The organism is Shewanella atlantica (assembly GCF_003966265.1).
GTDB lineage: Bacteria > Pseudomonadota > Gammaproteobacteria > Enterobacterales > Shewanellaceae > Shewanella > Shewanella atlantica.
The window spans coordinates 28916-43810 of sequence record NZ_RXNV01000006.1; the positions used below are offsets into that span (position 1 = coordinate 28916).

15 protein-coding genes are annotated in these 14895 nt (G+C 46.5%); 4 read left to right on the forward strand and 11 right to left on the reverse strand.

The genetic code is table 11. The features are described 5' to 3' along the window. Nucleotides 1–207: 207 nt before the first annotated feature. On the forward strand, nt 208–1203 hold the full coding sequence (locus EKG39_RS13990) for a response regulator (protein WP_126506371.1): 996 nt from the start codon (nt 208–210) through the stop codon (nt 1201–1203). A 14-nt stretch (nt 1204–1217) separates the two neighbouring features. Beyond that, on the forward strand, nt 1218–2189 hold the full coding sequence (locus EKG39_RS13995; RefSeq protein WP_126506372.1) for a GGDEF domain-containing protein: 972 nt from the start codon (nt 1218–1220) through the stop codon (nt 2187–2189). 94 nt (nt 2190–2283) lie between these two features. On the opposite strand, the gene rraB is transcribed toward EKG39_RS13995, so the two are convergent. The 6 genes from rraB to EKG39_RS23650 form a co-directional block, all read right to left on the reverse strand. Continuing rightward, nucleotides 2284–2694 (reverse strand): ribonuclease E inhibitor RraB, encoded by a 411-nt coding sequence (rraB, locus tag EKG39_RS14000; RefSeq protein ID WP_126506373.1) that lies wholly within the window; start codon nt 2692–2694, stop codon nt 2284–2286. 103 nt (nt 2695–2797) lie between these two features. Next, complete coding sequence (locus EKG39_RS14005; RefSeq protein ID WP_126506374.1) at nt 2798–3520, reverse strand: 1-acylglycerol-3-phosphate O-acyltransferase; 723 nt, start codon at nt 3518–3520, stop codon at nt 2798–2800. A gap of 242 nt (nt 3521–3762) precedes the next feature. Continuing rightward, nucleotides 3763–4572, reverse strand: coding sequence for a metal ABC transporter permease (locus EKG39_RS14010; RefSeq protein ID WP_126506375.1), 810 nt, complete (start codon nt 4570–4572; stop codon nt 3763–3765). Nucleotides 4573–4679: 107 nt separating this feature from the next. Next, nucleotides 4680–5594 carry a metal ABC transporter solute-binding protein, Zn/Mn family gene (locus EKG39_RS14015; protein WP_185817610.1) on the reverse strand — a complete coding sequence of 305 codons (915 nt, stop codon included), beginning with the start codon at nt 5592–5594 and terminating at the stop codon, nt 4680–4682. Then, entirely contained in the window at nt 5578–6765 is a 1188-nt protein-coding gene (locus tag EKG39_RS14020) for a hypothetical protein (protein ID WP_126506376.1), read from the reverse strand. The genes EKG39_RS14015 and EKG39_RS14020 overlap by 17 nt, the downstream gene beginning before the upstream one ends. 104 nt (nt 6766–6869) lie before the next feature. Further along, complete coding sequence (locus EKG39_RS23650) at nt 6870–7175, reverse strand: ABC-type zinc uptake system zinc chaperone (RefSeq protein ID WP_126506377.1); 306 nt, start codon at nt 7173–7175, stop codon at nt 6870–6872. A 276-nt stretch (nt 7176–7451) separates the two neighbouring features. On the opposite strand from EKG39_RS23650, the gene EKG39_RS23750 reads away from it, so the two are divergent. Next, on the forward strand, nt 7452–7577 hold the full coding sequence (locus EKG39_RS23750) for a hypothetical protein (protein WP_263053380.1): 126 nt from the start codon (nt 7452–7454) through the stop codon (nt 7575–7577). A 254-nt stretch (nt 7578–7831) separates the two neighbouring features. Here EKG39_RS23750 and EKG39_RS14030 read toward each other — a convergent pair whose 3' ends face one another. After that, nucleotides 7832–8167, reverse strand: a complete 336-nt coding sequence (locus EKG39_RS14030) for a hypothetical protein (protein WP_126506378.1) — start codon at nt 8165–8167, stop codon at nt 7832–7834. 192 nt (nt 8168–8359) lie between these two features. On the opposite strand from EKG39_RS14030, the gene EKG39_RS14035 reads away from it, so the two are divergent. Then, nucleotides 8360–10000 carry a mechanosensitive ion channel family protein gene (locus tag EKG39_RS14035; RefSeq protein WP_126506379.1) on the forward strand — a complete coding sequence of 547 codons (1641 nt, stop codon included), beginning with the start codon at nt 8360–8362 and terminating at the stop codon, nt 9998–10000. A gap of 47 nt (nt 10001–10047) precedes the next feature. On the opposite strand, the gene EKG39_RS14040 is transcribed toward EKG39_RS14035, so the two are convergent. The 4 genes from EKG39_RS14040 to EKG39_RS14055 all read right to left on the reverse strand — a co-directional run bounded on the left by EKG39_RS14040 (nt 10048) and on the right by EKG39_RS14055 (nt 14853). Further along, a complete protein-coding gene (locus EKG39_RS14040) occupies nt 10048–11760 on the reverse strand; it encodes a formate--tetrahydrofolate ligase (protein WP_126506380.1) in 1713 nt (570 codons plus the stop codon). Nucleotides 11761–12026: 266 nt separating this feature from the next. Next, the gene (locus tag EKG39_RS14045) at nt 12027–12860 is read right to left on the reverse strand and encodes a MaoC family dehydratase (protein WP_185817617.1); all 834 of its coding nucleotides are present in this window, start codon (nt 12858–12860) and stop codon (nt 12027–12029) included. A gap of 326 nt (nt 12861–13186) precedes the next feature. Further along, the gene (locus tag EKG39_RS14050; protein WP_126506382.1) at nt 13187–13816 is read right to left on the reverse strand and encodes a chemoreceptor glutamine deamidase CheD; all 630 of its coding nucleotides are present in this window, start codon (nt 13814–13816) and stop codon (nt 13187–13189) included. A 155-nt stretch (nt 13817–13971) separates the two neighbouring features. Continuing rightward, a complete protein-coding gene (locus EKG39_RS14055; protein ID WP_126506383.1) occupies nt 13972–14853 on the reverse strand; it encodes a TraB/GumN family protein in 882 nt (293 codons plus the stop codon). Between the last annotated feature and the right edge of the window lie 42 nt (nt 14854–14895).

The following is a 14895-nucleotide window of genomic DNA, read 5'->3' on the forward strand; positions in this document are numbered from 1 at the left end:
AAGAGGTATCTGTCGGGGCTTTCGTGGAATAGAGCCATAAAACACAGCAATAGTCTCGCCGAACACTTCACATTGAAATAGTTCGAAAAGAGTTGAGCCTCAAAAAAATTACAATAAATACTGCCCCATAATTCATCATTTGAACAACCTAGTTCAATAATAAGTGTTATCTTGAATATATGAGCAAATTAGGATGTTAAAAGAATAATGCCAATCCCAGTACTCATATGCGATGACTCTGCACTGGCCAGAAAGCAGATGGCCCGAACACTTCCCAAAGAATGGGATGTCGAAATCACCTTTGCCAACAATGGTGCCGAAGGCATCGAGGCTATTCGTGCCGGTAAAGGCGAAGTGGTCTTTCTCGACCTCAATATGCCAGTAATGGATGGCTATGAGGTGCTGCAAACCATCCAACAGGAAGACCTTCCAGCCCTAGTCATTGTGGTTTCCGGCGATATTCAAATCAAAGCCCATGAGCGAGTCAAAGCTCTGGGTGCTCTGGACTTTATTCAAAAACCAGTTAGCGCCGATGCCATCAGTAATATTCTGCAGGAATACGGCATACTCACCATAGCTCTGGGGGAGGAGGCGGCCGATACTCCCATGATCGAAGTCGATCTTAGGGATGCCTGTCAGGAGGTCGCAAATGTCGCCATGGGACGCGCGGCGGATCTTCTGGCAAAACTACTCGATGTATTTGTACTATTACCCATTCCCAACGTAAATGTGCTCGAAGTCAGTGAGCTAACCATGACACTCAAGGCCACCGAGGAGCGCAGTACCGTTTCGGCGCTGTGTCAGGGCTTTATCGGTGCAGGGGTGGCGGGTGAAGCCTTGTTACTGTTTCATGACTCTTCATTTAAAGACATGGCGAAGTTGATGGGACTGGCGAACCCCGAAGATAGAAATACCGAAGTCGAGGTGATGATTGATACCGGTAACGTCCTTATCGGAGCATTCCTGAACGGTATATCTGAACAGTTGCATATGAAGTTCAGTCAGAGTCACCCGGTCGTGCTGGGACGTCACTGCACGGTCAATGACCTGATCCATGATAACTCAGAAAAATGGTCACGCACTCTGGCAATGGAGATCAATTACCGCATCGAAGATCATGATATCCAATGCGATCTTCTTTTGCTGTTTACCGAAGACTCACTACCGACGCTTAATTTTAAGCTCGGTTACCTGTTTGAATAAGTTGGACCAATCATATGTCATATGACCAAAGCGCAATGAACGAACTCCACTGGTTGATAGATATGGTTCAAACCATTGAAGTAGGCTTAGTGGTATTAGATAGAAATTTTGATATTCAGCTTTGGAATGGCTTTATGGAGAACCACAGTGGTGTTTCTCCTAACTCCATTAAGGGCAGCAATCTGTTCGAGCAGTTTGACTACCTTCCGGCATCTTGGCTAAAACAGAAGATGGAATCGGTTTTCCTGCTTAAGAATCGCGCCTTTATCAGTTGGGAACAACGACCCTACGTGTTTAAGTTTAAAAACTATCGTCCAATCACAGGCAGAGCTGACTTCATGTACCAGAATGTCACTCTACTCCCGCTGTCATCGTTGACCGGGCAGATCACCCATATCAGTTTGATAGTCTATGACGTGACCGATGTTGCCATCAATAAGCTACAGCTAAAAGCAGCCAACGAACGTTTAGAGCACCTGAGCCAGACCGATGGTCTAACTCAGCTACATAACAGACGTCATTGGCAGATGTGTATGCAAAAAGAGTTCGACCGACATACCCGTTACGGTGATAAAACCAGCCTGGTCATGTTTGATATCGACCACTTCAAGAAGATCAATGACAACTATGGCCATCTGGCGGGTGATAAAGTTATTCAACATATCTCCCATCTGCTGAAACTATCTTTGCGTGAAACCGATTGTGCCGGTCGGTATGGAGGAGAAGAGTTCTCTGTGGTACTGGCTAATACTTGTGCCAAGGATGCACTTAACTTTGCGGATAGGTTGCGGAAGAAAATTGAAAAATCAGAGCTTGTTTTCGAAGGGAATTCGATAAAAGTCACGGTGAGTATGGGGATCTGTGATATTAGTGATCAACTTGAAAACAGCGGCCAATGGTTAGCCAACGCCGATCAGGCATTGTATAAAGCCAAAGAGTCCGGACGAAATAATTGCGTCATTTTCGATCAGGATTCTACTCTGTAAGCTCGCTGAAAAAGAACTCTAATAAAACACTGCCCAATAAAAATGCCCATCACAGATGGGCATTTTTATTATATGAAGTAGGTTTCATTCTCGATCAATGAACAGGTTTTTCCTCAAGCTCTTCATCGTCGTCAACATACTCTTCACCATCTTCACCGATGAAGTAAGTTCCCCAGCCATCATAATCAACTTTCTGCTTCGCAGCTAACACGAGTAGAGCTTCACAGGCTTTATCTAACATCTCAACTTCAAGCTTATGATGGGCGATGGCATCGAAACAGAAGATAACAGATCCATCTTCGAGCTCCATCTCTTCGGCATCATTTACCTCAAAACCCGCTTTAAAAGCATCAACCGCCGCTTTCTCCAGGCGATCGAAGTTAGTCGATGAAAAGTGATGCTCGATTGTGTACTCAGCATCAGGCTTAGAACCATCATCTAAGATAGCCGTAACGATCTCCAGATTTTCCTGCTTCTGTGCCTTAAGTAAACGATCAACTGACATGGATAACTCCCAATAAAAATTCTGGTGTGATTATACGCAACACAATTGAAAATGCGAGATACACTTGCCTATTTGGCGACATGCTTAACCCGCCGAGTTCAGGTTACTTAGCCATTAAGGCCGTAGCTTCCAGGTTGAGTTGAGTCAGTCTGGCCGACATCATTGTATGGATCCTGGATGAAAGCTCTTTGACTTGAGATTTTGCTAATCCTTTCGTTTCGATAGGATCCATCATCTCTATGATAACAACGCCATTGTTCCAGCGATTAAGTTTTATATGGCCTTGGTTAGAAGCAAGCACAGGCACCATAGAAACCCCAGCTTCTATGGCGGTGTGGAAGGCACCCGACTTAAATGGTAACAGGCCTTTGCCTCGAGAACGCGTTCCTTCGGGGAAAATCCAGATAGAGAGACACTTCTCTTTAATCTTTTTCGCCGTTTGAGCCATGGTGTCGAAGGCTCGGCTACGATTCTTTCTGTCGATCAAGATATTACCGGACAACCAGTAGATCTGACCAAAAAATGGTACCCAGGCTAAGCTTTTTTTACCTAAGCTCACAGTCCCTTTCGGCACTGCCGCAGTATGAGTGAACATATCGAAATTATTTTGATGATTAGCAAGAAAGACACAAGGTTCTTCGGTTTTTACTTCCGGTTTACGAACGATCACCTTGATGCCTAATACCGGCGCAGCAAAGGAAAATATTTTAGCGAACATGTGTACATTGTCTCGATGGCGCGGTCTGATTAAACAGAAAAGGCCACCAAAAACAAATGATAGCAGTAACATGACTGCTAAAATCAACGATCTGAGGATTAAAAGCACAACTAACTCCCTTGATATCAGTGGTGACAGTATAGCCAGCAAGGTGGTACGACTCAATATATTGTTTACATATGTAGACTGAGACGGCGTAATTTGCACCTAACCGGAACTAAGGTTTAACCTGGAAAATCTTTCAGTCGAAATAAGGCTAAATTTTAATTCCGATTAGACTTCACACCAGTCACTGAGACTATATAAGCTCAAGCTTAATCCTGGTTTAACAGCGCACGATTAACTTTGGTTTAGTTCTGGTTTTTTTCGAATTGAACCTCATCCGAACCACCGCTATGTTTCGGCTTTAATAGCCCCAACACCAGCCTGAACAATATGGCACTGACGGCAAGAGTTGCGACTATCGCCGCTCCGCTTGGCAGATCGAAGCTCGCCGATAGCACTAAGCCGAAGATATACCCGGTTAGTCCCACCAGATAAGCCGCCACTAAACGGTATTTACTGCCAAACTTATTAACCGCCAGTGCGGGTAATATAAGGGTACTGAACACCAAGTAAACTCCGACCAGTTCGACAGACAGGGTGATAACCAGAGCAAACATGATATAGAACCCACTTCCCTCAAGCAGTCGGGGTCTAAAGTAGATCGCAGCCAACACGATTGCCGAGACAGAAGCGGGAAGGATAAGTTGAGACCAGTTAACCCAGAGGATCTGACCAGACATCAACTGTTTCAGCATCTCTGCGCCATGGGGATCATTAGACAACATCAGCATCGCAGCTACAGCAGCGAGTACATAAAAACATCCTATGATGGCTTCCAGCTCATCGGCCATTCGTTTAGATAACCAGGCGATAAAAGCCGCTCCAGCTAGTGCAAACAGGGCAGGCATCCAGATATTTGAGAAGGGGAGATGCTCAATATCATGATTCAGGTGAGCGACAATTGCCCCCAGAGCAGCCACTTGAGCAATAGCCAGATCGATGAAAATGATGCCACGTTTTAACACCTGCTGTCCGAGGACAACATGGGTAGATAACACCAGTACTCCGGCAGCGAAAGCCGGTAATAAAATCGAGAGAAGATCGAGATCAAACATAACTGATTCTCTTTGATTGAAATCATTCGTATATAGAGAGAAAAATCGACACCTCTGTCTCAAATATGATCCAGAGGTGTCGATATCTTGAACTAAAACAAGCCTATTTACTTGCTCTTAACACCCAACAACAGATCTAACACACTGTCATAGAGGCTAAACAGATCTTGGCTCTGCTCATTTCCCCCCACCGACATAGGTAAGACCTGAACGGGAAGGTTCGCTCTTTCACCTAACCAGTTGGCACCGCGCTCATCCTGATAAGATGCCACGACAATAGCCATGATATCTCCGGCTTCGGTGCGCTTAAGCAGGCTTGCCAGATGACTGCTGCTTGGCGGCAGACCAGGTTTAGGCTCCAGATCGGCGACCTGCTCTATCCCAACCCAGCTGAACAGATAGCGAAAGCTTGAGTGGTAAGCGATCACTTTCTTGCCTCGCAGAGAAGCAGCCTTTGCTTCCCATACCGGTATCGCATCACTCCATCTCTTACTGAAGTCAGTCAGCGACTTTTGATATTCGGCTTTCGAGTCCGGATCCAGCTGAATCAGCTTATCCGTTAATGCCTGTGCAACCTTTAACACACGCTGCGGAGAAAAGTGCAGGTGCGGATTCCCCTGGGCATGTACATCTCCCATGCTACGATCGACAGACTCGAGCTTGTCTAATGTCGCCACCTGTTCCGCGGCAAAGAAGAGTCCCAGATCGGTCGAGCGAACCTTGGCATTAGAAGATTTCATCTGCAACATGGGCAACCAACCCACCTCGAGATCGGCGCCGGCACAAACCGCAAGATCCGCCTGGCGCATCTTGGCGATAAGGCTAGGCCTGGCTTGCACCTGATGTGGGTCCTGCATCGCCGTAGTCGCAGAGTAGATCTTAGCGTCGGGGGCTAGCTCTTTTGCGAGCGCACCATATTCTGGCTCACAGGCAAAAATATTCAGCCCGGCACTCGCAACACTGGAGTAACTTGCCATCAAGGCAAGCGCGGATATTTTAATCAGATTAGAATTGATGCGCACCGTGAGCCCCCAGAGTCATAACATATTGAAGAGTGATGACGTTATCATCTTCGATACCGTCGAAGTTAGTGCCTTTCTGGTTAGTATACTGCAAACGCACGGTAGAGAAGTGGCTGTGATGCCAGGCCAAGCTGACCTCACTCTCTTTCAGTTTCTGACCATGGAAGTGATCGCCATGCATCTCCTGAGTATCGACTTCACCATAACGTACACCCGCTGACCAGTTAGGAGAGAACTGGTAAACACCGCTGAGATACCAACCCTGCTGATCATCGACACTTTGCTCCGACAGGTGCTCATCTGCATGGACCGCCGGAGTAAAATCAGTCACCTTAAAGTACTCACCGCTGACTGTAAGATGCTGATATTTATAGTTACCATTCGGCGCCCATTTATAGACGAAATCGGCAATGTAGGTATTCTCACCGGTATAGTTAGCACTGTGGCTGTGATCATGACCATGGTCCTCATCACTATGCTCTTCGTGCTCCTCATGCTCGTCAGCGGTCAAGCGGCCATTTTCATTTCGCATATAGCTCAAACCTGCCTGCCAGGAACCGTTGGCGCCGATATCTCCACCTAACTTGGTATAAGCAGTATAGATGCCCAAATCCTTGAATTCACGCTCGCCGTGCTCATCCTCAGCACGCATATTGTCACCCTTGAAGGCTTCGATGCCCATGGCCCAATAGATATCTGTCGGCGCGACGTAAGTTAGACGAACACCGTCATCAAAATAGTGACTGCCCAAAAACGCGCGGTAAGCGGCTGGTCGATCGGAAAAGGCATCCGTATGTACATGTTGGTTGTTCAGGTATCCCACATCAGACAGGAAGCGACCCGCACGAACAGAGAAGCCGCCTGGCATACCGAGTGTCTGAATAAAGGCCTCTTCCAGACCCAGTTCAGTTTCACCGTCATGCATCTCAACCACGGCGGTCAATTTGCCATAAAACATATCATCGATGTTGGCGCTCATCGCCAGCTCGGTATGGCCTAAACCAAACCCTTCAACACGCTCCGCCATAGGACGCTCGGTATTTTGATAGTAGCCATCGAGGACGGCACTGATCGCAGGGTTGGTTAATGATGGGTCCTGTGCAAAAGCTGAAGTCGAAAACAGGGCACAAGCGGCGGCCACGAATGTGATGCGATTATTTAAAACGGTCATTTATTTCTCCAAAATACAGCAAAATCCCCCGCCTCTATTTTTGGGCAGGTGAACAAAATCAAAACGCTCAATAATCAAAATGGATTATTTGAGACTGTAAACTTCTATGAATTGAGTTTGATTGAGTGCTGAACCGGAGGGGCTCGACTTCGAAAGACGTTAACGTGCGCAGCGCGGTACCCGCAGGCTTGATAGTTAACAACTTCAAAGGTTGGAACTGAGACAGGAAAATTGAAAAGGCTGCTTGGCAGTAACTTATTTAACTGATGTTGATGAAAACAGAGGGTACAGTGACCCTGAGCGCCATCATCAATATGCTGAACACTATGGGCTGAAGCGGCAAACGACAGGCAGATCAATATGGCTGATAGCCAAATTGCAACTCCTCGTCTTACGCTACTTATCACCATAAAAATGCCCAAAGATAATTTTATTAAAACTTAATACCAACAGATCGCGCTCAAGTTTATGCAAACAGAAGGTTAAGTCAAGTTACCGTTTTAATATAAATGGCAACTATTGATACAATTAATGTAAGAAAAGGTAAGTTGCTCTCTACAGGAAGGTGATCCAGATCGATTGTTTTCGGCAAACAATTAATACTGACTTAAGCTGTACAGACTAATATTGCATCAGATACATTGATAACAGATGCTAAAATATACCCATCAGGGGAGTTAACGACCATGTTAGAATTCTTTCGCGAAAACTTTAAAATGATCCTTTGGACCTCAATTTTCTTCATTGCCGTTGGCGGTGGGATCTACTACGTCGAAGCGGCCTTAGAAGCACAGGTTCAGGTGATCGACTAAATTTAGTACTCTGCTAACGCTCACCTTTGGGTGACTGGCACCTCTGAGTGATAGCATGAATGTTCAGGTGGTTGTTCGAATATCGGCTATGCTGATAACGGCAACGACCTGAGTCATCTTATAGATTTGCCCTTGCCTCCACTTAAAACCTAAGCCTTTGTAGCAGAAAGCCAACTCCCTTAGAGCACATCTATCCCGACTCGGCTCGCAGCCGCTTGATTCAATTTAGAGAAATCTAGATTACATCTGCCCGGCTAACGATACTTACGCCTGTGTTCACTGTCATCGACAACTTCCCTTTCTGGGGCTTCGGTGACTTTCAGGTGATCCATCATATGGCTAACCAGTAAAATCATAGCCGAAAAAATTGCGACCGCGGTGGTAACGTTACGAAGTTCCGGAGTGAAATACCCATAGACTAAGGCGGCGAGACCGACATAAAACCCCAAAATTTTCAAACGAGATAGGGTTGGACTCTTACCTAACCAAGCCTCACAGTGGGGACACTGGATCTGAGAGTTTAGACCTTTACCTCGTTGATTTTTAACCTGGTCGACACCAAAAGGCTGACTACAGTGGGTACACAACACGTGTTGAGCCTCTACTTCTTACAAAAATTCGATGCGTGAGTCTAACAGAATCTTTATCAAAAATACGGTTTCCAGCTCGCCTAGGTTAGCCATTCATTTCAATAACTGATAATGAAAATTAGCGTTCTCAATTTACAGTAACGCTATCAACGTAATATTATAAGCGCCTACAAAAGGAACAGGAATTTACCTATGTATCGCATACTCTCTCTGGTGATGCTCGCAATAGTCGGGCTCAGCGGCATGCCTTCGCAAGCCCAAACCCCAACACCACCCACAACAGAACCCTCGGTTGAAGCCAAGACAAAAGCCAGTGAACTCTCTTCACTGCAGGATTCGATCACCCAAGACGTCAACCGCCTCAAACTGACGAAAGGGGAACTAACCAGCTTCACCGAATACAGAATCAAGAAAAATGCGCAGTTGTTGCACCTCAAGATCCAGGAGTTGATGGATGAGCCCCCTCTAAACAGCAAACTATTACTTCCGCTGGTTCGGGAACATCTGGAGTTCATCAATCGGGTAGATATCTATTACACAAACGACATTAAGCAGCTGAGAAGTGAACTTGGTAAAGATAATGACGCCGAGATCATGATGCAACTATCGCTCAGAGAGAGAGAGCGAGATGTACAATTGGAAGCAAAACTCGACACCCTCAAATGGGCAGAAAAGTTAGCGATAAATACAGGCGAACAGGCTGACCTCCTTACCCAAACACTGGTTAAGCGTGCGGATAAGCTCAATAGCCTGGTTCAATACACGCAAGAGAAGCTCCAGGTCGCAGTGAGCGAGGCAAGCCTTGCTGGCAGTGATGTTAGCTCGGAGCAGACTCTACTGGTCACTCAGCTCAACGAGAGACTGGCTCAGAGCAGCTCCAGCTTAGCCGTCGCTATCGGTCTGCTCGACATAGTGGGGCAGGACACCGCCGAATTAAAACAGACTCTGTTCAGTACTTCCGGGGACATCACTCAGGATGTGTTGAATATTGATGTCGCGTCCAGCCTGATTGAGCAGTGGTTTACCGCTGCTAAGACTCAGGCCATAGACAATGGACCCGGTGTCATATTTAAGCTGTTTATCTTCGTATTGATTCTGTTTGTCGCCAACCTGGCGGGTAAACTGGCTCAGAAAATCGTTAAGAAAACGGTGAGCAACTCCAAGCTGCAATTCAGCCTTCTTCTGCAGGAGTTCTTTATCTCATTATCGGGTAAGGCCGTATTCACCTTAGGTGTACTGATTGCCCTTTCTCAATTGGGGATAGAGCTCGGCCCTCTTCTTGCCGGTTTCGGTGTTGCCGGTGTGATTATTGGTTTTGCACTTCAGGACACACTATCGAACTTTGCCTCGGGAATGATGATCCTGATTTATCGCCCCTATGACGTCGGCGATCTAATCAATGCTGCAGGCGTGACGGGTAAGGTTAGCCATATGAGTCTGGTGTCGACCACTATTAAGACCTTAGATAACCAGAGATTGATTATTCCCAATAATAAGATCTGGGGCGATACCATCAACAACATCACGGTTGAACATCAAAGACGTGTTGATATGACCTTTGGTATTGGCTACAGCGATGATATTGAAAAAGCAGAACGGGTAATGAATGCGATCTTACTCGAACACCCTAAGGTGCTTAAAAACCCTGAGCCTATCGTTAAATTACACACATTAGGTGAATCTTCGGTAGATTTCGTTGTGCGCCCTTGGGCTAAGCCGGAAGATTATTGGGAAGTTTATTGGGATGTGACCCGCACCGTGAAGATGCGTTTCGATGCCGAGAACATCAGCATTCCATTCCCACAGCGCGATGTTCATATTTATCAGAACTAACACACTGTAGCATGAGTTCCTAGGACCTAGGCCCTAGGAACTTTTTTCTAAGCTAATCCAACTATCTCATCGTCTTGGTTAATATCCACATTCAGATATCCAGGCTTGATACCCAGTCCGGGCATTGTCATCACTTTACCGACTAAGGCTGTGATAAAGCCCGCTCCGGCATTAACTTTAAGTTGAGTGATAGGCAGTTCGAAATCGGTTGGAACACCTTTAACCTTAGGTTCATGGCTTATCGATAACGGGGTCTTTGCCACACACACTGCCAGGTTGTCCAACCCCATAGATTTGATATCTTGCAGCTGACTTTCGGCATCGATTGACAATTTTATCCCTGAGGCGCCATACCCCGCCTCGGCGATGGTAAGTAGTTTCGATTCTATACTCGAATCGAGCTGGTATAGGAATTTAAAATCAGACTTCTGCTCTGTTGCGCTGACAACGACTCTGGCCAATGCCTCTGCGCCTTTCGCTCCCTGACTGAAACCATCACAAATCTCACAGCCAAAAGCCGAAGTTTGTAGCACCTTGGCTTTAAGCCATGTCAGCTCCTCAAAGGTATCGGTTGGAAAGCGGTTAATCGCCACGACAACCGGAGCGCCATATTGACTCACGTTATCGATATGCCATTTCAGGTTAGCAAAGCCTGCTTGTAGACGCGCCATGTCGGGCTGATTGATATCATTTTGTGAATCTATACCCGAGTTGGCTTTCAGGGCTTTTAATGTCACCACGACAACGGCGGCATCGGGCGTCTTACCCGATACACGCGCCTTGATATTACAGAATTTTTCGAACCCCATATCGGATCCAAAACCACCTTCAGTCACCACGATATCGGCAAGTTTCAAGGCTATTCTGTCGGCGATAATCGATGAGTTACCGTGAGCAATATTGGCAAAGGGACCGGCATGAATAAGGCAAGGATCACCCGTTAATGTCTGCATAAGCGTAGGCTCTATCGCATCACTCATGATCACCGTCATAGCTCCGGCAACACCTAAGGTTTCAGCGGTTATCGGTTGCCCTTGGGTATCAAGTGCAAGCACGAGCTTTCCTATACGCCTGCGCATATCTTTTAAGTCCAGACTCAAAGCCAATATTGCCATCAGCTCTGAAGCGGCGGTAATATCAAACCCAGAGTCATGTATAGGGCCGTTATTGTCTCCGTATCCTACGGTAATATTTCTTAAACTGCGTTCATTATGGTCCACCACCCGGCGCCAGAAGATCTTCTCCGGATCGATATTAAGAGGCACTTGCCCCGACAGCTCTCGGTATTCCTCGGCCGTCATTCTGGACTCATGAAATAACCTGGCATCGATCGCAGCTGCGGCCAAGTTGTGGGCACTGCTCACGGCATGAATATCACCGGTCAGATGCAGATTCAACTCCTCCATCGGAACCACCTGGGAGTAACCGCCACCAGCAGCCCCACCTTTAATGCCAAAAACTGGTCCCATACTGGGCTGGCGAATACAGGCGCAGGCTTTCTTGCCCAGAGCATTTAACCCCTGAGTTAAACCTATACTGGTAACTGTTTTTCCTTCACCAAATGGTGTGGGTGTCACGGCCGTGACTACCACTAACTTTCCCTCTAAGTTGTCATCTAGGCGCTTAAGAATCGATAGCTTTACTTTAGCTTTAGCGTCGCCAAAGGGGACAAGTTCGGATGAGGTAATGCCGAATTGCTCTGCGATTTGGGTAATGGGTCGATGCTTGGTTTGACGAGAGATCTCAATATCTGTCAGCATTCTAATGTTCCCCTTTTTTAATAATATGTAGGATAGTTCTAGGTAGAATAAAATATGCGCCCCGAATATAGGGGATCTACGACGTGAGCTAAATAGCTGACTTTGAAATGCCTTACTTATTTAAGCTTTTATGAATCTAAATCAAGAAATGTGTCTCCGCTCGTTAGTGAGAGGTGACGTAAATGTAGTGAAGTGTAAAAAATAAAAGGCGCATTCACGCCTTTCATCATTCATTCTGATAAGAGCTATCTGATAAAAACTTAGGCCTAAAGAAACCTAAGCTCTCCGGAGAGATGTGGGCGGCGTCCGCGGGCATCTCTCAATTCAAACACTAAATTATCTTCGTTAATTTCGGCAGAAAAGCTCACATCGGAAGGCATGAAAAGTGGCAGCTTAAAAGCGACATCCACAGTGCAGGGACGATCGCCAATCTGAGTCATCATCTGTGCAATACAGCGGGCTTTAGACCACATGCCATGAGCCAGTACCCGGTCGAAACCAAACCGCTTAGAGAGCACCGGATGCAGGTGAATCAGATTGTAATCACCGGAAGCCTTCGCATAACGGCGTCCGAGATCATCGGACAAAGACCAGGCTTGGGGCGTTTCCCATGCCATGCCATTCCCTTTAGGCGGGCGAACACGGCGCGTGGCACCTTCGATACGATACAGGTAAGTCGATAATGACTCCCACACCAATTCACCATCGACGAAAGCACGGGAGACTAAATCAAATTCAAGTCCGGAATCAGTGACTTGACTATCGGTCAACTCGCACTCGAAATTGAATTTCTCATCGACATTGGCAGCTCTGTGCAAGGTGATGCTGTTTCTAAGGTGTATCATGCCAAGCAGTGGAAAGGTGATAGCCTGATGGGTAAAAATCACCGCATGCAGACGGAATGCCATCACATAGAGATAGGTCAGAGGTAATGTTTTACCATCGAAGTCGAAACCACATACAGAGGCATATTGCTCAACTTTTTCCCGAGACAGGCATACGCCTGAACTACTGACCTGGATTTTCGGTAATGCTTGTTCATTCCAGCCCGGCTTACGACCAAAGAAGATCTTGCGATACAAGGAGAACAGCGAAGGCATCGCCTTTAATTCAATCGAATACTCTTTTTCCACGCTTACCGAACCTTTCAAATTTCAAATCACCAAACGATATCAAGCGAGCGATTATACCCAAACAGAGTGAGTTTGTCCTTAGTTCCGACATTATGTGACCAGAAAGCGGATGTAACACCTGTGACTAACAGGCGTGCAAAATAAGCAGAACAACGAATTAAAGGCAATGATACAAATTCGTTACTCAGGACTCATCAATCAGATTGCAGTTTCCAAACTACGAGACTCTGGTTACGTGACTCTGATTACTAGACTCAAATTTCGAGGATAGGGTTACGAAGCGTGGGATGAATCTAATCAAATAACTCGACCTGATTATCTTCCTGCTCTGTGACAATACCTTTGAGATAGACCTTCTCCTCAGTCATCATCTGAGCGATTCTATCCGGCGACATGCGTTTCAGTAACACCTTACCGCTGTTGGGGTGAAAAAGTACTTTTCTCGGCCAGGGACCGCCTAAGTCCTCTGTTTCTATAGGGATATCTTCCAGCGCCAGGTAGTTTTTTACAAACTCAATATTAGATTGGCCGACATTAAGCACCGAAGTTCTTGTCATCTGTGCGCCGCCGAAAATTTTTGCCTTTAATCGGTGACGTTGACCCCCCGAGGTTAAGATACCATTGATTAACTGCTCCATCGCCAGATTCCCGTATCGACAGGAGTAACTGGTTAATTGGTGCCAATCTTCATGGAGCTCTCTTTCCGGAAGAAGAAAGTGGTTTAAACCGCCAATACCTAAGAGTGGATCCCAGATACAGGCCGCCACACAAGATCCGAGCCGGGTAAATATATATTCATCGTGGGAAGTTATATAAAAGGCTCCGGGATCTACTCTGGCAATCACTTTACTGTGTTTGTTGTCCCAGTTTCTCGGGATCGCCTCAAAGCCAGTTCGTGGCGGTGGTATCGCGACAGCTTGCATTCAGCCTCCCTGCTGTAGAAAGAATACTATTAAACACTGAACCTAAGCACTAAACCGATGAAGTCGTTTAAGTACACAGGCCAGCTTTCAGAGTATAGTCAGTTCCTCTTCAAGCTGCCTGTTATTTACCTGAAGCACGTAGCGCAGACAGCAATTTAATTGCAACTCTGTTGCCAGCAATTTGTGGTCTCAGCACCATGCTTTTGCATCTCAAGCACCATGCTTCGGTCACCGACAACATGCCCGGCTCCAACAGCTATAAACATAGGCTGTGGTGTGGCAGGGTCGAGCATGAGTTCTCTTATTCTTGCCGCCATGTCGATGTTTCTTTGCCATAAAATCTTCTCGAGCAACTGTTTATCGTCTCCATCAGACATCTGCCCCTCCATCAGCTCGGCAAGATGAAGTTCATCTCCTGTACGCCATGAGCTAATCAGGCCATGCATATCTTCATCGGGTCCCTCGATGGCCTCTTTAACCATGCTCCATTGAGTCTTATCATCGAATGAAGCCATAAGTTGAAACTGAAATTCGGTACTTTCCAACTCCAAAACAGGCCGCCCTTTGTTCTTTGAGATCAATACCTGTTCGACCCCATATACAGCGCTGTAACCCAAGGCTTCAAATCGGGCCATTCCCAGCTGCATCGACTGCAACCAAGGGGCGTAACCACTTAACGCTGCACACTCTCTGGCCCTTCTTTGACAATAACTATCGAGCACAGCCTGAGTCTCAATATCGATAGGCGCTTGGCCTACTCCGTACTTTCTGATCAGTGTGGCAATATCCGCGCTGGCCGCATCAGCTTCGACCACCAGGGACTCTGCCGAATCAAACAGAGATTCAATTTGATCAGGCATGGGATAAAAGTTTGCCTTACCCACATGAATCGAACCCAGCAGGTAGGACACCTTCCCCCTGTATTCAATTTTATAAAATGGTGGTGTATCCAGTGGCGCCGCCTGAGCACCAACTAGCCCCATAGCCATAAACATACATACCAATGCAACTAATCGCTTCAGTTGACTTGTTGCCATCTGCTTCGCCCCTTATAATCCCGACAATTAAAATTTATGTAA

Bases quoted from the DNA above. Each gene is read 5' to 3' on its own strand.
- EKG39_RS13990 (WP_126506371.1), top strand. From the start codon at position 208: ATGCCAATCCCAGTACTCATATGCGATGACTCTGCACTGGCCAGAAAG.
- EKG39_RS13995 (WP_126506372.1), top strand. From the start codon at position 1,218: ATGTCATATGACCAAAGCGCAATGAACGAACTCCACTGGTTGATAGAT.
- rraB (WP_126506373.1), bottom strand. From the start codon at position 2,694: ATGTCAGTTGATCGTTTACTTAAGGCACAGAAGCAGGAAAATCTGGAG.
- EKG39_RS14010 (WP_126506375.1), bottom strand. From the start codon at position 4,572: ATGTTTGATCTCGATCTTCTCTCGATTTTATTACCGGCTTTCGCTGCC.
- EKG39_RS14020 (WP_126506376.1), bottom strand. From the start codon at position 6,765: ATGACCGTTTTAAATAATCGCATCACATTCGTGGCCGCCGCTTGTGCC.
- EKG39_RS23650 (WP_126506377.1), bottom strand. From the start codon at position 7,175: ATGGTGATAAGTAGCGTAAGACGAGGAGTTGCAATTTGGCTATCAGCC.
- EKG39_RS23750 (WP_263053380.1), top strand. From the start codon at position 7,452: ATGTTAGAATTCTTTCGCGAAAACTTTAAAATGATCCTTTGGACCTCA.
- EKG39_RS14035 (WP_126506379.1), top strand. From the start codon at position 8,360: ATGTATCGCATACTCTCTCTGGTGATGCTCGCAATAGTCGGGCTCAGC.
- EKG39_RS14040 (WP_126506380.1), bottom strand. From the start codon at position 11,760: ATGCTGACAGATATTGAGATCTCTCGTCAAACCAAGCATCGACCCATT.
- EKG39_RS14045 (WP_185817617.1), bottom strand. From the start codon at position 12,860: ATGCCTTCGCTGTTCTCCTTGTATCGCAAGATCTTCTTTGGTCGTAAG.
- EKG39_RS14050 (WP_126506382.1), bottom strand. From the start codon at position 13,816: ATGCAAGCTGTCGCGATACCACCGCCACGAACTGGCTTTGAGGCGATC.
- EKG39_RS14055 (WP_126506383.1), bottom strand. From the start codon at position 14,853: ATGGCAACAAGTCAACTGAAGCGATTAGTTGCATTGGTATGTATGTTT.